This is a genomic window from Rothia mucilaginosa (assembly GCF_001548235.1).
Taxonomy (GTDB): domain Bacteria; phylum Actinomycetota; class Actinomycetes; order Actinomycetales; family Micrococcaceae; genus Rothia; species Rothia mucilaginosa_B.
In genome coordinates this window covers 1869103-1887777 of record NZ_AP014938.1, presented here as the reverse complement: position 1 = coordinate 1887777, position 18675 = coordinate 1869103, and the positions used below count along the sequence as shown (strand labels likewise).

General features: G+C 59.5%; 12 protein-coding genes and 1 tRNA gene. 9 read left to right on the top strand and 4 right to left on the bottom strand.

Annotated features, from left to right (window positions below):
• Positions 1-47: 47 nt before the first annotated feature.
• Together RM6536_RS07395 and RM6536_RS07390 are read right to left on the bottom strand one after the other, a co-directional pair.
• Positions 48-1928, bottom strand: coding sequence for a GTPase (locus RM6536_RS07395; RefSeq protein WP_060824630.1), 1881 nt, complete (start codon positions 1926-1928; stop codon positions 48-50).
• Between the two features lie 72 nt (positions 1929-2000).
• Positions 2001-3923 (bottom strand): dynamin family protein, encoded by a 1923-nt coding sequence (locus tag RM6536_RS07390; protein WP_060824629.1) that lies wholly within the window; start codon positions 3921-3923, stop codon positions 2001-2003.
• A 642-nt stretch (positions 3924-4565) separates the two neighbouring features.
• On the opposite strand from RM6536_RS07390, the gene RM6536_RS07385 reads away from it, so the two are divergent.
• The 7 genes from RM6536_RS07385 (at position 4566) to epsC (ending at position 12049) form a co-directional block, all read left to right on the top strand.
• Positions 4566-5390, top strand: coding sequence for a DUF6318 family protein (locus RM6536_RS07385; protein ID WP_231917953.1), 825 nt, complete (start codon positions 4566-4568; stop codon positions 5388-5390).
• Positions 5391-5659: 269 nt separating this feature from the next.
• Positions 5660-6802, top strand: a complete 1143-nt coding sequence (locus RM6536_RS07380) for a DUF6318 family protein (RefSeq protein WP_060824627.1) — start codon at positions 5660-5662, stop codon at positions 6800-6802.
• Between the two features lie 271 nt (positions 6803-7073).
• Entirely contained in the window at positions 7074-7928 is an 855-nt protein-coding gene (locus tag RM6536_RS07375; RefSeq protein WP_060824626.1) for a DUF6318 family protein, read from the top strand.
• A gap of 103 nt (positions 7929-8031) precedes the next feature.
• On the top strand, positions 8032-8976 hold the full coding sequence (locus RM6536_RS07370; RefSeq protein WP_060824625.1) for a DUF6318 family protein: 945 nt from the start codon (positions 8032-8034) through the stop codon (positions 8974-8976).
• A gap of 117 nt (positions 8977-9093) precedes the next feature.
• Entirely contained in the window at positions 9094-9870 is a 777-nt protein-coding gene (locus tag RM6536_RS07365) for a DUF6318 family protein (protein WP_060824624.1), read from the top strand.
• Positions 9871-10271: 401 nt separating this feature from the next.
• Complete coding sequence (gene cysK, locus RM6536_RS07360) at positions 10272-11207, top strand: cysteine synthase A (RefSeq protein ID WP_060824623.1); 936 nt, start codon at positions 10272-10274, stop codon at positions 11205-11207.
• Between the two features lie 257 nt (positions 11208-11464).
• The gene (gene epsC / locus RM6536_RS07355; RefSeq protein ID WP_060824622.1) at positions 11465-12049 is read left to right on the top strand and encodes a serine O-acetyltransferase EpsC; all 585 of its coding nucleotides are present in this window, start codon (positions 11465-11467) and stop codon (positions 12047-12049) included.
• A 186-nt stretch (positions 12050-12235) separates the two neighbouring features.
• Here epsC and gndA read toward each other — a convergent pair whose 3' ends face one another.
• Positions 12236-13708, bottom strand: coding sequence for an NADP-dependent phosphogluconate dehydrogenase (gndA, locus tag RM6536_RS07350; protein WP_060824621.1), 1473 nt, complete (start codon positions 13706-13708; stop codon positions 12236-12238).
• A gap of 185 nt (positions 13709-13893) precedes the next feature.
• A tRNA-Val gene (locus tag RM6536_RS07345) sits at positions 13894-13966 on the bottom strand.
• A gap of 475 nt (positions 13967-14441) precedes the next feature.
• On the opposite strand from RM6536_RS07345, the gene aceE reads away from it, so the two are divergent.
• Positions 14442-17174 carry a pyruvate dehydrogenase (acetyl-transferring), homodimeric type gene (gene aceE, locus RM6536_RS07340; RefSeq protein WP_060824620.1) on the top strand — a complete coding sequence of 911 codons (2733 nt, stop codon included), beginning with the start codon at positions 14442-14444 and terminating at the stop codon, positions 17172-17174.
• Positions 17175-17789: 615 nt separating this feature from the next.
• Complete coding sequence (locus RM6536_RS07335) at positions 17790-18662, top strand: hypothetical protein (protein ID WP_060824619.1); 873 nt, start codon at positions 17790-17792, stop codon at positions 18660-18662.
• The last annotated feature ends 13 nt before the right edge of the window (positions 18663-18675 follow it).

Sequence of the window (18675 nt, the reverse complement as noted above, 5' to 3'; positions counted from 1 at the left end):
GGGGAGGGATTCTTCTGTGCGCGCTTTGAGTCTGCCGGACGGTTCGGCTAGATGTCCAGCGCCTTGCGGTATGCGTTCAGGCGCTTTGCCTCCTGCTGTATCGGTGCGACCACGCAGGTCTGTACTGCCTTCTCCACGCCGGTCTGCAGACGGCCCCGCAGTTTGCGTGCGTAGTAGCGTGAGCCCATCGCGGTGAGTAGCCTGCCCACGCCCGCCGAGGCGATACCAAGCAATACGCCCAGCAGCAGAAGCAGGGTCGGCAGGGGTACCGGGGAGCCTTCGGGGGTCGGGGCGGGCGGTAGCTGAATCTGCAGGTACGCCATGCCGGAGATCAGGGTCAGCCAGGCGACACCCACCAGGGCGCTGAGTAGCGCAATCCACTGTAGGGCGTTGAAGATGACCCAGGGGGCGCGGGTGCGGCCCAGACCGTAGTCGATGCGCACCATATCGCGTTCGAGCAGGTCGGGTAGCTCTGCCTCGCGGGAGAGGGCGGCTTCCTTCATGCTGCGCTTCCAGGGTTCGTCGATGCGGTTCGCCATCTGCTTGCTGTACTGGCGCACGGCGTTTGCCATGCCCGCCTTCTGTGCGGCGCTCAGCGGAGGTAGTGAGGATGCCACCAGCTCGGGTGCATTCTCGCTATCGGGGCCGAGCATTCCCTCGAACTTCTCAGCCTTGGATTCGCTCTTCTTCTCGTCCTGCTGTCCCAGGTGCAGGCGGCGCAGGGGGTCGGCCTTCAGTCGGCTCATCCAGCGGGTGAGAATCCAGCCGGTGTGCTGACCCGCCGCGCGGCGGTAGGAGGCGGTTGCCGCCTGCAAAACCTGCTCGGCATGGCTGGAGGTGTAGCATGCCTGCACGAGCTTCCGTTCCGCCTCGAGGGCGTAGGCTCCGGCGAGCACTGTGCCCTCTCCCCCGGCGTAGGTGCGCAGCTGGGAGGCGGTGGCGTGCAACTGCGCGTCGGTTCGTTGCAAGGACAGGCTCTTGGCGGCGGCTACCTGGGCGAGCAGGTCTCGGAGCACCTCGATACCCTCACCGGTTCGGGCGGAAACGGCGATGGGTGCGGCGAGCAGGTGCGCATCAGTACCCTCAGCCTGGAGCAGGCGGGTGAGGGAGGCGAGCACGGCGGGTACTTCGGCGGGTGCGAGCTTGTCCGCTTGGTTGAGCACGCAGAGCGCCTGCGCACCGGAGGCGGCAAGCGGCACCATGAAGTCGCGGTGGATGACGGCGTCGGCGTATTTTTGGGGGTCGACGACCCAGACGAGCACGTCCACGTAGCGCATCATGCGGGCGGCGAGGTCGCGGTTGGTGGTGGTGACCGAGTCGAAGTCGGGCATGTCCAGCAGGATGAGTCCGCCGGTGCGGGTGCGCATTTCGCCGCGTCCGCCGACGGCTCGGCGGATGCGGTTGAAGAGTCCAGGTGCGGGTTCGGTGACGGCGTTGGGTGCCGCTACTCCCCCGCCAGCCCCGTTACCCTCGGTTGCTTCTCCTTCGGCGGTGAGCGCCTGAGTTTGCGGGTAGACGCGCTTGTCAATGCCGAGCCAGTCGAGTAGCTCTTCGCTGCCTTCTGCCTCCCAGATTGCCGCCTGCACGGTGGAGGTGGTCGGGCGCGTGGGTGCGGAGAGGGCAATATTCTGCCCGGCGATGGCGTTGAAGAGGGTGGATTTGCCGCTGCCGGTCGCGCCGAAGAAACCGATGACGGTGTGTTCGGTGGAGAGTTCGCGGCGCTGGCTAAGGCGTTCGAGGGTTTCGGCGGCGTCGAGCAGGACGGTTTCGGGGACTCGTCCTTCACCGTAGCTGATGGCTTCCTTCAGGGATGCGACGGAGCGCGCGAAGGGCGAGGTCGCCACGGCGGGGGTGGTGCCCGGGGCGGCGCCTCGTTCGGTATGGCGCTCAGCGGCTTTGTTCTCAGGTTTGTTCTCGGGGGTAGTCATAGTGCGTTTTCTTCGTCTGTGGTGCGCGGTGTGGGTTATCTGCTGACAGGCGGTTGAGCGCGCTGCCCTTAACTATGCCGTAGCCGACCAGGGGGTCTGTGCGCCCTGTGTCTGTGCGCTCTTTGCCTGGGCAGCCTGGCTCTGAGCACTCATTTCTGCGGCGATTTTCTGCACCTGCTCGGCGGCGCGGTGAATGTCCTCGGCGTCAGCCTGCGGGTCGGTTTCTTCCAGTACGGCGGTGAAGGGCTGAGCGTGCTCGGTGAGCAGATTCGCCATGCGCTCGAGCAGGTCGGTGCGGGCGCGGGTTGCCATGCGGCGCACCGCATCCTCACCGAAGATGGACTCGAGCAGCTTGGTGCCGACCACGCCGCTACCGCCCGCAATACCCGCCTCAATACCGGTAATGCCGCCGGTGAGGCTGAACGCGGCGACCATGAGCATCACGGCGGCGGCGTTCACGCCCAGGGAGAGGAAGCGGGCGCGTTTGCGCTTGTCGGCGCCTTCTTCTCGGATCATTTCGAGCACGGAACCCTGCCAGAGGCGAATCTGCTCAGCAACAGCTGCGGAGAAGATATCCTCGGCGGACTGCACCTCGCCCTTCGCTTCGCCGTCTGTAATCTGTTCGACCGCAGCTGAGACAGCCTGCGGCGCGGCAGGGACAGCCTGCGGCGCATCAAGGCGCGCCAGCAGGGAGCGTCCGGCGCGGCTGGCACGCCAGCGGGTGCGGGTGTTTTCGGAGGCGCGGGCGGCTGCATCCAGCACGACGGCGTGGATGCCGCTTTCGAGGGCGTCTTCTACCTTCTGGGCGGCAGCGGGCTGACCGCGCAGTGCGGAGCCGACGCGGTCGCGCAGGCGACCGATGGTGCTGTCGAGGGAGCGGAAGAAGTCGCCGGTTCCCACGAAGTCGTGCCAGCGCGAGAGCACTTCGCCGCGCAGCAAGGAGCCGTCGGAGAGGGCGCCGTCGATGGTGGTCAGCGCCTCCTCGTACTCTTCGGCGGCGATGCTGGCGAGCGACTGGTGCGCCGCCTGCTGGCGTGCCTGTTCTGCGGCGAGCACCTGCAGGTTACCGGCGAGGGTTTCGACGGCACCGGCGAGGGTCTGCCGGGCGATGGCGGCGCGGGCAGGTGCGTCGGCGCCGAGTTCGCGGATCCACAGGGTCAGCGGGGCGAGGCTGACGGGTGCGAGCATGCCGTTTTCGTCGCGCGGCTGTTCGGTGACGGTGTGAATCAGTATGGCGTGGATTCCGGCCTCGTCGAGCATGCGTCGCAGGTCGTTTTCGATGGCCTCTTCGTCGCCTTCGGGTACGCGGTTGAGCACCACGGCGATGGCGATGGAGCGTGCAGCTGCTTCGTGGAGCAGTTCCCAGGGCACGGCATCGGCGTAGCGGTTGGCGGTGGTGACGAAGAGCCACAGGTCGGCGGCGGAGAGTAGCTCCTTGGCGAGGGTGCGGTTTTCCTCGGAGACGGAGTCGATATCGGGTGCGTCAATGAGCGCAATGCCCTGCGGTAGCGCCGAGGTAGTAATAGGGATGAGGGCGCGCGCAATCTTCGGGTCGAGGCCGGGTAGTGCCTGCGATCCGGCGTTCATGCCGGAGGTGCGGGTGCGCGGCAGGGTGGGTAGGAAGCGTTCGGGTGACAGTGCCGCCTCATCTTCTGCACGGTGCAGTAGTACGGGGTGGCGGGTGGTGGGTCGAATCGCGCCGGACTGGGTGAGCGGTTCACCGAGCAGGGTGTTGACGAGGGTGGATTTGCCGGCGCCGGTGGAGCCTCCGACCACGATGGTGAGGGGGTTGTCGACGCTGGCGCTGCGCGGCAGGATGTAGTCGTCGAGTTGGCGTGCCATGGCGGCGAGCAGGGTGCGCGCGGAGGCGGTGCCGTCGTGGGTGACGGTGTAGGGGGTGCCGGGGGTTTCGCCGGGTTCTACGTCGAGCGGGAGGGGGATTCGAGTGAGCAGTTCGCGAGCTGCTTTGAGCTGCGCATAGTCGGTGGTAGTCACAGCGCTATTGTCCCATAGGGTGAAGCCGCTTCATGCCATGTGTGGGCGTTGTGGTGGGCACGTTGCGACTGCGGGGAGTTTGGGGGCTCGCACTGGGGTATTTTTGAGGGTTGTTCGAACAACTCTGAGGGGTTGTTTTAGTACCTTTGAGTTGTGGTGCGATAACTCCAATATGAGTTTGATTCACTCAAGAAAAGATTGAAAAATCCCTAAGTTTCTAGGGGAAACATCAGATTTTAATGCGGTTATCCCAAACACATTGGTACGTTTTATAACCCGCATAAAACGGGCAAATATTAAGATTTGATAACTTTTTACGCTCAGGGGTAGATATGGTCTTTTCGAACCTAAAAGTACGCTTAGAATCGTTGAGCACGACAACCAGGCAGGTCATAACCACACCGATTCCTTCAGGAGGCTTCTGGCCTGCCCTTTCTATTGCATCCGTACTCACCGCGGTATGCCACACATCGGGAACGCTCACCGACCCCTCACGCAACTGCATGCAAAATTTATTGCCGTTGGGGTTCACTGCATCCGAGCTACCCGTTATTGCCTGCCCGTCTTTACTCTTGCGAAAGGTTGCGTATGTTCGGTTCGCTGTCACGTCGCCATCTTCTTGCTCTTTCTTCCGGAGCAGCATTGAGTGCACTCGCAAGCGCCTGCAGCCCCGTCGTTTCTCGCCCTCAACCGCTCTCCGAATCTTCTCCGGCTGACGCCGCACCGGCGCCTCAGAGCACCCAGACCAAAGCTGCAACCACCACGCGCAGTATTACGCAGGCCGAGCCTCTGCCTGCGTCGGCTCTGGATGGTCGCGGACCGGCTATTCTGCCGGATCAGTTCTTTGAGCGTTCCGGCGATTTTTCGAACGGCACCCTGAGCCACCGAGCCATTAATGTCCCCCGCCCCACCATGCCCCCGGAAGCTAAAGAGCGCACCGTTGAGGGCCTGCACGCTTTCCTGCAGTACTGGGGTGCGGCGCAGAACTATATGCTCCTCACCGGCGACACCGACCCCTTCATGAATCTGCCCGGCCAGGAGCACTTCAGCAACATGGCGCAGATGTACCGCGATATCTACCGCTACAACATCGGCTGGCTGGTCTCTAAGAACAACCACCCCATGTGCATTAACCTGAGCTCCCCGCAGCCGGTGCCCGCCACCGAGCAGGACGTCTACTGCTGGAAGGCAACCCTGAAGGTGGATGAGAACGCGTTCCTGTTCAACCATGAGACCCGTCAGCGTGAGCAGCTCACCGGTATCTACGGCAGTAATCAGAAGGCGGACGCTTACGTCTACTTTGGCGCAGAGGGCTGGCAGATGCTGGAGGATCCGAAGTCTTCCCCGAGTGCTACCGCCACCCCTGCGGCTAACCCTGAACCGTCCACGAATACTCCGAGCGCGCAGCCGACCCCGAATGCGAGTACCTCTTCTAAGGCGGCTCGTTATATTCGAGGTTCAGCCTAAAGCTTCTTTGCATCCGTGCCTCAAAGATCCCGTCATATTGGGTGATATGAGGCACGGATGAGGGCTTTTATTTGTGTGCCACGCGCGAAATCTATAGGCTAGGGCTAGATGAGGTCCGCCCATTTTCGCCTCAATGCGTGTCTACCCGCCCCGCGGGTGACTGCTTCGCGCCCTCCTGTGAGGGGCGTGATGTTAGGCTGAGGATTAGGGTGTGAGCTCTTCACTTATCACCGATACTTCCGCATCACAGCACATTCAAGGGGATCACTATGATTCACAGCCGCCGCCACTTTATTGCGCTCACGGGCACTGCCGCCCTGGGTGCGATGCTTGCCGCTTGCGGTTCCAAAAAGACTGAGGAGGCGACCGCCTCCCCCACTGCTTCCGCTTCGATTGCGGGTGCCTACGATAACCTGTCGGGCGAGCTGAAGTGGACCAAGTACGTTCCCGGTCATGGCGCAGCCCCGATGAGTAGCACCGACCCGGAGACCGGTCAGGTCTACACGATTGAGCCGACCGCCGGCCCGGCAAGCGTGGATTCTAAGGCGAGCGCCGTACCCATCCCCGTTGAGGATGAGAGCATGTACGAGAAGAACGCCCGTAGCCTGCGCGCCACTTTCGCGTATTTTGCGGCGGCGGTGAATTACGCCCGCATGACCGGTGATCCCGGTCCGGCTTTGCAGGTGGTTCAGGCGCAGAACTCTACCGACCGTGCGGCGTTGGAGAAGTTGCGTGCGTTCTATGCGACTGGCACGAACTGGCTAGTGGGTGGCGAGTGGACGTTCCGCCTGACCGATAAGCAGCCGACGACCCGCGGTACTAAGTATTCGTGGGCGTGCACCGTAACGCAGGCGCACGGCCTGCAGGTTGAGAAGGCGACGAACACCACCAAGCCGCTGGAGGACACTGAGGCCCCGGAGATTAAGGCTCTGTACGCTGAGTACGATGAGGAGGCGAAGCGCTGGGTCGTGATTTCGCCTCAGCAGTATGATCCCGCGTTGACTCCGAAGCCGACGCAGACTCCGCGCGCGCATCCTTCGTCGACTTACACTCCGACGGTGACTGATGACAGCACCGTGGCGGCTAATGGCGGCGCGAACACCGGCGCGAATACTTCGGGTAACGGTGCCGCGCAGGGTACTGCAAATAATGGTGCGGCACAGAACGGTGGCGCCCAAAATGGTGGTACCCAAAACGGCGGCGCACGACAGTACACTGGCTCCCAGAATGGTGGCGCACAGGCTCCTCAGCCTGCCGCTACCCAGGCGCCTGCAGCTACCGCGCAGCCTGTGGCGACTCAGCCTGCCGCTGCGACGGCTCAGCCGAGCGTAGCTCCCGGCGCTCCTGATCCCGGTGCTCCTGATCCCGGTGCCGCCGGTGGAGATGCTACTCCTGCCGGGGGTGCCCAGTAGCCCCTCCCCTATAGACAATCCCTATAGACGATGAACGCGTCCTCTCCTTCGCTATGCCCTGCGCCCCTCGGTGCGCTGTTGCCGCTGGTTGCGGTAAGTTCGCTGATGGGCGGCATATCACGCTCATTTGAGCGGTGGTACGCACGGGTGTGAAGGCGGGGGCGCGTTATACTTAGGACTGTCTCTAGAGGGGTATCCGTGTGTGATATCCGCTCGTCGAGGCGCACTCTCACTCGTCTCTCACCTGAGATTCTCACTCGAAAGGTACTCCGTGGCGCTTTTCCCTTTGACCTCTGGGCTTTCTAATGGTTCCGCTACCGGCATCAGCCGCCGTTCTGCTCTGCGTTACGCCGGTGCGGGCGTTGCAGGCGTGTCGTTGAGCGCCCTGCTGGTTGCCTGCGGTGGTTCTTCGTCCACCACCGAGAATGCTGATGCGGATACCCCTCAGATGTCTCCCTCGGCTTCTGCGCGCACTGACTTTAGCGGCGAGGTCACCTTCGATAACTATGAGAAGAAGGGCACTTTCGTTCCGGCGACCGACTCTGCTCCCGCGCAGAACGTGCCGGTGCCCAAGCGCCCGGCGAGCGCTTCGGAGAACTCGGTGCAGGGCCTGTACGATTCGATTGCGTTCGTGTATGCGGCGATTAACTACCTGGTGTTGACCGGTGATGCGGCTCCGCTGCGTGAGTCGAAGGCTGACGAGAAGTTCATTGCCTCGTTCTCTTCGTTCATGGATGAGTCGAATGAGAGCTCTCAGGCGCGTGACTGGTTTGTTTCGCCGAAGGTGACGATGTCTGCGTTCACTGCTGTTCCGACTCTGGTGAAGAAGAGCGTGCAGTGGACTTTCGACCTGGTGATTGATTTGGGTCCAACCGTTGTGGTTGATGGCGCTCCTGCGGAGATGTCTGAGAAGGTTCGCCGCACTGAGCGTGGCCTGGTGGTTACCGGTGTGCGCCACGATAATGATTGGACTTTGACTATTCAGGATGAGTATGAGGCGCAGGCTTCGGCTCAGCCTAAGAATGGTGGCGGTTCCGGTGGTGCCGCTAACGGCGGTAATGCTGGTGATTCCGGTAACTCCGGCAACTCCGGTAATGGCGGCAATTCTAATGGTGACAACCTTTAAGCCCTCAGATGGATGAGGCATCATGCCCTAACTCGCACTCGGGTTAGGGCATGATCTGTTTTACTCTGGTAGTAACGTACTTTCCCGGATTCAAGGTTTTTGTATGTCTTCTTTTTCTCAGTCTTCTTTCTCTCGCCGCTCCCTGTTGCGCCTGGGCGTGGGCGTTTCTGCTGTTGCCGGTTCTACGGCGCTGTTGAGCGCGTGCGGTTCGGGTGGCTCTAGCCAGCAGTCTGGTTCTCAGGGCGGTAGCCTGAACGGCGCGAAGTCGAGCGCTAACCCGAATGGGTACAGTGATGATGGCCAGAACTATTCGGGTCTGGTGGAGTACACCCACTATGAGGGCGCGGTGAATTATGAGCAGGGTACGGTGGAGCATCCGCCGCGTAATGCTCCGAAGCCGAAGGTGACTGATGCTCTGTCGGTCAATACGGTGACGGGTTTCCATGAGGCGATTGCTTATTTTGCGGCGGCTATGGATTATCTGGTGAAGACCGGTAGCACGGATGCATTCTCAACCGGCATTCAGCTGTCCTCGAAGACTCGCTCTGAGGTGGATGCCCTGTCGGCTTCTATTCTTGCGGGTGTGCAGAAGGGTTCCTGGTATGTGAACCCGTCGGCTTCCTATGCGCTGTCGAGTGCGCAGCCGTCGATTATGAGTGATGGCAACCTGCTGTTTAAGGGCAAGTACACTCTGGATTTCGGTACGGAGGCGGTGGCTGAGGGCAAGATCCAGCCGGTGGTCGCCTCCGCGAGCGCTTCGGCGTCTGCTGAGCCTACTGAGCCGTCCGAGGATGCGCTGGTGTCTGAGTCGGCGTCCCCCAGCGCTTCCGCTACTGCTTCTGCGACTGCGGCGGGTCCGGTTTCTCAGGTGACGGTTCAGGAGTGCGATTTCCGCGGCCGCTACCACGCTGATTCTAAGGTGTGGGAGCTGAGCGTGGCGTACGGCGCGACCTTGCAGGGTGGTGCTACCGGTGGCACCGCGAGCGCGGCGGCATCCGGTTCGGCTTCCGCACCCTCTTCTGCCGCCGCTTCTGCTGAGGCGTCATAGTTCGCCATAACGCTTTTGTGCGTGAGGCGCTTCTCACGCTTCGCTTGCTCAACTCTGTATCCTGTTGGGTTTGCGGCTAAACTGGTTGCAATCACCGACTGACTGAAAGGTATCACTATGTCCGAGAACCTGACCCGCCGCGCGGCGCTGGGTGTGCTGGGCGTCAGCTCCATGGCGTTGCTGGCGGCTTGTGGCTCTAAGGCTACTTCTGAGGCGTCTGCTTCCGCTTCTGGCTCTGAGAGCGCTTCTGCGGCTGCTTCTGAGTCTGCTACCGCGTCGCCGAGCGCTTCGGCTTCGGCGTCTACTTCCCCTTCGGCTTCTGCGTCTGCTTCGGCTACCGCAGCGAACTCTCCGCTGCCTAACGACAATAAGGATTACAGCGGCGTAGCGAAGCTGGAGAAGATGGAGGAGCACGGCGAGTACCAGCCGGGTAACGCTGAGCACCCGCCGCAGAATGTTCCTTCCCCGATCGTTCCGGAGGCTATGCACCAGAATTCGGTGGCTGGCTTCGCGGCGGCTCTGGCGTACTTCGGTGCGGCGTTCGAGTACCTGCTGCGTACCGGCGATATGCACTACATGAACGAGGTCAGCACCGACCAGGAGACCTTGGCGGCGATGAAGAAGTACGCGGACTCCACCAAGGCTGGTATTGACGAGAAGAAGACCTGGTACGTGAACCCGACCGCTACCTTGACCATTGGCACTAAGCAGCCGGTTCTGGCGCAGGGTGCGTACAACTGGACCGTGACTTTGAACGTGGATCTGGGTGAGAAGCTGTTCAAGGACGGTAAGGAGCAGACCGTGGCTGCTGATAAGCGTCACGTGAAGATGTTCGGTGAGGCTGTTGGCCGCTACTTGAACAACAAGTGGGACCTGCACATGGACATCAACTAGTCCTCTGGGCTGGTTCGCTCCCCCGCTTTTAGCGTTATGCCATCTCAGGATGCAGTTTTTCACTGTTTTTTCTATTGATGGCAATAAAATTTGTGGCTCCAGCTTGCGGTGAACAGAGTTCACCACTACTCTTATATACAGAGGTTGTCTTTTGGGCTACATAATGTTTCTAGAGAGCGCCGCACATTCATCATCCTTTATCGAGAAAGGGTTTGTGCGGCGCTTTTCTGTATCCTCTTCCTGAACCTCGTTTCTTGAAGTTTTTCTCTGGCATTATTACGAACTGTGACCGCAGGTTTAAACCTGCCGCCGGCGAGTAGTAGAGTTGCCACGTAACCGATTATTCATTGCGGAGACCCCGTCACGGCTGGCCTCCCCCAAGCTCATGTAAGGAGCACCCCATGGCAAAGATTCTCAACAGCATTGTTGAAGCAACCGGCCAGACCCCCCTGGTTAAGCTGAACCGACTGGACGAGGGCCTTCCCGGTAACGTAGCGGTCAAGCTTGAGTTCTACAACCCCGCAGGTTCGGTTAAGGACCGTATCGGTCGCGCCATCATTGACGCTGCTGAGAAGTCGGGTGCGCTGAAGCCCGGCGGCACCATTGTTGAGGGTACTTCCGGTAACACCGGTATTGCGCTGGCTATGGTGGGTGCTGCTCGCGGTTACCGCGTCATCCTGACCATGCCGGAGACCATGTCTGCTGAGCGTCGCGTGCTGCTGCGCGCTTATGGTGCTCAGATTGTGCTGACCCCGGGTACCGAGGGTATGCGCGGCGCTGTGGAGAAGGCTAAGGAAATCGTTGCGACCACCGAGAACGCTATTCTGGCGTCCCAGTTCACCAACGAGGCAAACCCCGCCATTCATTACAACACCACCGGCCCTGAGATTTGGGAAGCAACCGACGGTAAGGTCGACATTTTCGTGGCGGGTATTGGCACCGGCGGCACCATTTCCGGTTCGGGTAAGTATCTGAAGGAGCAGAACCCGGACGTGAAGGTTGTTGCGGTTGAGCCTAAGGACTCCCCGCTGCTTTCCGAGGGTCGCGTTGGTCCCCACAAGATTCAGGGCCTGGGCGCTAACTTCGTTCCGGAAACCCTGGACCGTGGCGTCTACGATTCGGTGACTCCGGTCAGCGCTGAGGACGCTATGCGCACCTCCCGCCTGCTGGCTACCCAGGAAGGTATTCTGGGCGGTATTTCTTCCGGTGCGGCTGTCTGGGCTGCTCTGGAGGAGGCTAAGAAGTCTGAGAACAAGGACAAGCTGATCGTGGCTATTGTTCCCGACTTCGGTGAGCGTTACATCTCTACCGCCCTGTACGAGGATATCCGCGGCTAGTTGAACTTCTGTACCCCCGTTATCGGGAAGGGCATATAGTACTACGCCCCGTCTGCCGATTGCATACACGGCAGGCGGGGCTTTTGCGTCTTTTGACCGGCAGAAATATTACGTTCCGCGCGTTTGTATGACTGAGTTTTTGGTAAGCGTGTCTACTATGACATGTAGCCGGCCGGGAATAGGCGAATGGGCATCATTGTTGGTACCTTTGGAAAGGTCGCATATGCAGAGAACGACCGATGAGGGAAAGGGAACCCATGAGTTTTATTGCGCGTCTGCGTGAAGATATTGAGAACGTCCGCCAGCACGACCCTGCTGCGCGCGGCGCTGTCGAGATTGCGCTGAACTATTCGGGTATGCACGCCATTTGGGTTCACCGTCTGACCCATAAGCTCTGGCAGAAGGATGAGACGAAGGCTCTGGCTCGTACTCTCTCGCAGTTTGCTCGTTTTCTGACCGGTGTGGAGATTCACCCCGGCGCGACCATTGGCCGCCGTTTCTTCATCGATCACGGCATGGGCATTGTCATTGGTGAAACCGCTGAGGTCGGTGACGACGTGATGCTGTACCACGGCGTGACCCTGGGCGGTCGCTCCCTGGAGAAGGTGAAGCGTCACCCCACCATCGGTGACCGCGTGACCATTGGTGCCGGTGCTAAGGTGCTGGGTCCGGTGGAGATTGGTTCCGATAGCGCTATTGGCGCGAACGCCGTGGTGGTCAACGATCACCCCGCCGATTCGATTATTACCGGCATTCCGGCGAAGCACCGCCCGCGCACCCCGGAGAAGAAGAAGCCCCTGGTGGACGCTGTGGAGTACATTGACCCCGCCATGTGGATTTAGCGCTTGTGAGCGTTTTGATGCGGTAGAGGCGCGCCTGGAGGCTCCTGGCGAGGCTCTGCAGGCCTTCTCCCCTGCTATACCCCTGAATACACCTCGGGGCGCCCCATATAAGACATAACGAAAGCCCGCCTTCGACCGGATTCTCATCCAGCCGAAGGCGGGCTTTATGTATTCAGCTACGGGAGCTTAGTGAACGTGAATGTCCGCCGCGTTCACCTCGGAACGGTCACCGCTCCACATGGTGTGGAAGGCACCCTCTTCGTCAATACGACCGTAGGTGTGTGCACCGAAGAAGTCACGCTGACCCTGAATCAGGGATGCGGGCAGGCGGTCGCGGCGCAGACCGTCGTAGTAGGACAGTGCGGAAGCGAACACCGGCACGGGGATGCCCAGTGCGGTTGCCTTAGCCACCACGCGACGCCAGGAAGGAACGAGCTCCTCCATGAGGTTCTTGAAAGCGGGTGCCAGAAGCATGTTCGCGGGAGCCTCATCAGCGTAGGCAGCCATGATGTCGCCCAGCAGCTCGGCGCGGATGATGCAGCCTGCACGCCACAGCGATGCGATGGTGTCCAGCTTCAGGTCCCAGCCGTATTCCTTGCCTGCGCGGGTGAGCAGGTCCATGCCCTGTGCGTACGCAACGAGCTTGGAGGCGAAGAGTGCGCGGCGCACATCCTCAACGAACTCGGGGTCGCCTGCACCAACGCCGGTGGTTGCGATGAGGCCTGCGGGCAGTTCGCGCTGTGCCTGCTCGCGCTGCTCACGCTCGGAGGAGGAGAGGGCGCGTGCGAACACGGACTCTGCGATAGCGGAGACGGGGGAACCGAGGTCCAGGCCGGCCTTAGCGGTCCACAGGCCGGTACCCTTCTGGCCCGCTGCGTCAACAATAACGTCGACCAGGGGCTTGCCGGTCTTTGCATCGACCTGTGCGAGCACCTCAGCGGTGATTTCGATTAGGTAGGAGCTCAGGTCGCCTTCGTTCCAGGTCTTGAAGATTTCTGCCTGCTGTGCCGGCTCAATGCCTGCGATGGAGCGCAGAATGTCGTAGGCTTCACCGATGACCTGCATGTCGGCGTACTCGATGCCGTTGTGGACCATCTTCACGAAGTGGCCCGCACCGTCGGTGGAGATCCATGCGCAGCAGGGCGCGCCGTCCTGAGGTGCCTTCGCTGCGATCTTTTCGAGCAGCGGGCCCAGGTGCTTGTAGGACTCTGCGGAGCCGCCGGGCATCATGGAGGGGCCCCAGAGAGCGCCCTCTTCACCGCCGGAGACGCCAACGCCTACGAAGTGCAGGCCCTTTTCAGCCAGGGCGCGCTCACGACGGATGGTGTCGGGGAAGTGGGAGTTACCGCCGTCGATAATGATGTCGCCCTCATCGAGCATGGGGGTGAGTTGCTCGATCACTGCGTCGACGGGTGCGCCCGCCTTGACCATAATCAGGATGCGGCGGGGAGACTCGAGGGAGTCAACGAGTTCCTGCAGGGACTCGGTACGGATGAAATCGCCGTCTGCACCGTGCTCAGCCAGCAGTGCGTCGGTCTTCTCTACGGAACGGTTGTGCAGTGCCACGGTGTAGCCGTTACGTGCCAGGTTGCGGGCGAGGTTTGCGCCCATGACAGCAAGGCCGGTGACACCAATCTGTGCCTTCTTGTTTTCAGTCATGTATATAAGGATACGCGCTTAGGGCAGGCTATATATAGGTGGAGTACAGTTTTATGCCCGAAGGAATCACGGTTCCTGCTGGATTATCTTCGTGAGCTTCCCGCCGGGTACCCTCGCGGCAGCTCAATGGGTAAACAAACCGGGTACACAAAAACCCCGGCACCTTGCGGTACCGGGGTTAGCGGTGGGTCCTACCGGGATCGAACCGATGACATCCACGGTGTAAACGTGGCGCTCTACCAGCTGAGCTAAAGACCCGTAGTTCTCACTGTTTTTTGTTCCAGTGGCGAACACAAGAGAAAACTATACGGGCTTTTGAGGCGCCACGCAAATCCGAGATACGTGTTCTATGTCTCAATATTTTTTTCTTTTTCGCAACTCACCCCACAGCAAGCCACATCAAGCCATGTTGACCCTCGGCCTTATAGGTAGGTCATGCCCCATCATTCCGCGCCATTCCGCCACCCCCACCATTCCGCACTATTTAGATACAAAAAGACCCTAACTAGCACTTTTGATGCGCATATTTTTCGCTCAGAGAGCTAAGCCACGAAACCCACATCACAAAAACCTTCGTTTGATGCCAAGAAGCCCACATTTAGGTCTAAGATAGTAGAGATAAGTAGCGAAGTAGACCCCACGGATCTATAGCGCTTAAACGCAGAGATTGTTCGACAATGCAACATCGCGGCGAACAATCTACACAACCGCACAGAAGAGAGGTTGGATTAGTTTGGCTAACGTACCGAACGAGCACTCCCTGAGCACCCTTCTTGATGGCCTCAAGGACATCGACGTAGAAGAGACCCAGGAATGGGCTGAGTCCCTCGAGGACCTTATCAAGACTCACGGCACCGAGCGTGCAGAGTACATCCTTCGCGCGCTGCTCAAGGAGGCTGGCGCAAAGGGCGTAAAGGTCCCCACTCTGGTCAAGACCGACTACATCAACACCATCCCCGCAGACCAGCAGCCCGAGTACCCCGGCGATGAGGAACTCGAGCGCCAGTACCGCGCATGGATCCGTTGGAACGCAGCAATCATGGTTCAGCGTGCCCAGAAGAAGGGCATCGGCGTTGGCGGTCACATCTCCACCTTCGCAGGTGTCGCTGACCTCTACGAAATGGGCCAGAACCACTTCTTCCGCGGCCGTAACCACCCCGGTGGCGGCGACCAGGTCTTCTTCCAGGGTCACTCCTCCCCCGGTGTCTACTCCCGCGCATTCGTTGAGGGCGTCCTGAGCGAAGAGCAGATGGACGGCTTCCGCCAGGAGAAGACCAAGGGCGCAAACGGTATTCCTTCGTACCCGCACCCCCGTTGCATGCCCGAGTTCTGGCAGTTCCCGACCGTTTCCATGGGTCTGGGCCCCCTGAACGCTATCCACCAGGCATCCTTCAACAAGTACCTGCACAACCACAAGATCAAGGACACCTCCGAGCAGCACGTCTGGGCATTCCTGGGCGACGGCGAGATGGACGAGCCCGAGTCGCGTGGCGCACTGCAGCTGGCTGCAAACGAGCACCTGGACAACCTGACCTTCGTCGTCAACTGCAACCTGCAGCGTCTGGACGGCCCCGTTCGCGGTAACGGCAAGATCGTTCAGGAGCTTGAGGCATTCTTCCGCGGCGCAGGCTGGCACGTCATCAAGGTCCTGTGGGGCTCCGACTACGACGAGCTGCTCAAGAAGGACAAGAGCGGCAAGCTCATCCAGCTGATGAACGAGACCCTCGACGGTGACTACCAGACCTTCCGCGGTGAAGACGGCGGCTACATCCGCGAGCACTTCTTTGGCAAGTACCCCGAGACCAAGGAACTGGTTGCAGACCTGACCGACGAGCAGATCTTCAACCTGCGCCTGGGTGGCCACGACGACAAGAAGCTCTACGCAGCCTACAAGGAAGCTATGGAGACCAAGGGCAAGCCCACCGTCATCCTGGCACAGTCCATTAAGGGTGCGGAGCTCGGCCCCTACTTCGAGGCACGTAACTCCACCCACCAGATCAAGAAGTTCACCATGGAAGCACTGAAGGGCTTCCGTGACCACCTGAACATCCCCATCTCCGACGAGGAGCTGGAGAAGGATCTGTACAACCCGCCGTACTACCTGCCCGAGGCAAACCACCCGGCACTGCAGTACATGCACGCACGCCGTAAGGAACTCGGCGGTTACATCCCGGGTCGCGCAAACGCACAGCCCGAGATTACCCTGCCCGAGTCCAAGGTCTACGCACAGACCAAGAAGGGCTCCGGCAAGCAGACCGCTGCTACCACCATGGCGTTCGTCCGCCTGATGAAGGACCTCATGCGTGTGAAGGGCTTCGGTCACCGTATCGTTCCCATCACCCCCGATGAGGCACGTACCTTCGGTATGGACTCCTTCTTCCCGTCCGCTAAGCTGTACAACCCCAACGGCCAGAACTACGTGCCCGTTGACCACCAGCTGATGCTGACCTACACCGAGTCCCCCGAGGGCCAGATCGTTCACGTGGGTATTAACGAGGCAGGCGCAACCGCAGCGTTCACCGCTATCGGTACCTCCTACGACACCCACGGCGAGCCGATGATCCCGATTTACATCTTCTACTCGATGTTCGGTTTCCAGCGCACCGGCGACGGCTTCTGGGCAGCATCCGACCAGCTGTGCCGCGGCTTCGTCATTGGTGCAACCGCAGGTCGTACCACCCTGTCCGGTGAGGGTCTGCAGCACAACGACGGTCACTCCCCGATCCTGGCGTCCACCAACCCGGCGTTCAAGATCTACGACCCGGCATACGGCTACGAGATTGCTCACATTGTGGAGCGCGGCATCGAGCAGATGTACGGCACCAAGGACGAAGACCACAACGTCATGTACTACCTGACCGTGTACAACGAGCCGATTCACCAGCCTGCTGAGCCGGCAAACGTTGACGTTGAGGGCATCATCAAGGGTATCCACAAGATCAGCGAGTCCCCGCTGACCTCCGGCCCCAAGGCACAGCTGCTGGCATCCGGCGTTGCTGTTCCGTGGGCTGAGAAGGCTCAGAAGCTGCTGGCTGAGGACTGGGGCGTCTCCGCAGACGTCTGGTCCGTCACCTCGTGGACTGAGCTGCGCCGCGACGGCATTGCCGCTGAGGAAGAGGCTCTGCTGAACCCGAACCAGCCCGCTCGCGTTCCTTACGTGACCCAGAAGCTGGCAGGCGCTGCTGGCCCGATCATCGCGACCACCGACTTCGCTTCGGAGGTTCCCGACCAGATCCGCCAGTTCGTTCCGAACGACTTCGCAACCCTGGGTGCTGACGGCTTCGGCTTCGCAGACACCCGCCCGGGTGCACGTCGCTTCTTCCACATCGATGCAGAGTCGGTTGTTGTCCGCACCCTGCAGATGCTGGCAAAGCGCGGCGAGGTTGCAGCAGACGTTCCCGCGAAGGCATTCGCTAAGTACGACCTGCTGAACGTGAACGCTAACTCCGAGCTGGAGCAGCACTAAGCATTTAGCGGTAGAACCCCGGTTCTGCGTTAGACGCTAAACGATGCCCCCGGTTGATGATTCATCAACCGGGGGCATTCGTGTTTTAACTGTGAGGAGGCGCAGGGTACCCAAGCTGCTTCCTGTTGATATTCTCGTTGACTACGCATTTCTTATGTAATAAATCAGACGTGACCGGAGTTTTGGTTGCCGTGTCTACCTAGCCGGTGGTAGCCTTTAACTACCCTTAACTATGATATTCACCACAGCATTGGTGGATATTCAGGGTGCCCGGTCAACATTACGGAGGGCACGACTCACTCATCTACGGGCATTTGCCCTCCATAACTCTTAGGGGTTCATGATGAAGCTCTAGAACACTCTCCCAGCAGTAACGACGCTGCAGAAACACCCTTGTGCGTGGTCTGCCATAGCGTCTTGGCCTTTCGCTATGGGTGCGCTCCCCAGCTAGCAGGCACTCCCCCGAGATTCTGCTTATCGCTCTGGGATTCACATAGATTCCAGATTCTCTCGACACCCGTATTCACCGAGGCATATGCTTTGCAACAATCAGCAAAAAACAGCCCCGCTTTCTTTACTGCCGCATATTCTTTATCCAATTAAGGAGGGAGAATTATGAACCTCAAGAAATTCTTTCAGCCCGCAATGGCTTTAACGTTTGCATTCACGCTAGCCTGCACATCCTGTTCTACAGGCCCGCAACTAGAACGTGATGAAACAGCCCAAGCAACTCTAGACTATAAAAACAACCGAATCATTACTCCACTCGAAGAATACAATGACAGTTTCGATGAAAATTCCCAGTATTACAATCAAGCCTTGGAAATTCTCAGGCAGCGCTGTTTCGCAAAACACGGCCAATCCTACGAAATATATATCCCGGATGATGTAGAAGATAGGAAATTCTTTTCGTCCGGTCGCGAGTTTGGCCTCTGGAACCCCGAATACTCCGCCAAATATGGAAACTACAAGCGACCCGGGAATGCACCATCATCCGGGGGCTATGACACAAAAATCATGGAACAGTGCATGCCTGAAATCTTAGCCACGTTGAAAGAGATTGCCGGCATCAGCCTCGAAGAGCAAAGTGGCCTCAGAGAAGCCTATCGTCGAATCCACGGCCAATCCTATGCAGCTGCCATGAATCATCCCGAATGGAAAAAATACCGTGAAGCATGGTGGAAATGCCTATCGGATAAAGGTCTAACGCCACGAAAAGGCGACTATGAATGGGAAACACAAGAACTATCAAATGCAACCCGCGCTAGTGGTGATAATAATGCCCCGGCATCGGAAGAAGAAATTCGAATCAGTGTCATTGAAGCACAATGCAGTAAAGATACAGGAATGGCTCAAGGTCTTGCCAATCTTGTAGCTTCATATCAAAAACCGCTCATTCGAGATAACGAAACAAAACTAGAAGAACAGCGACGGCAGCTATCAGAAGTTTATCTCCGATATAAAGAGTGGGTTCTCAAAAACCAATAAATAGAAGGTCCCC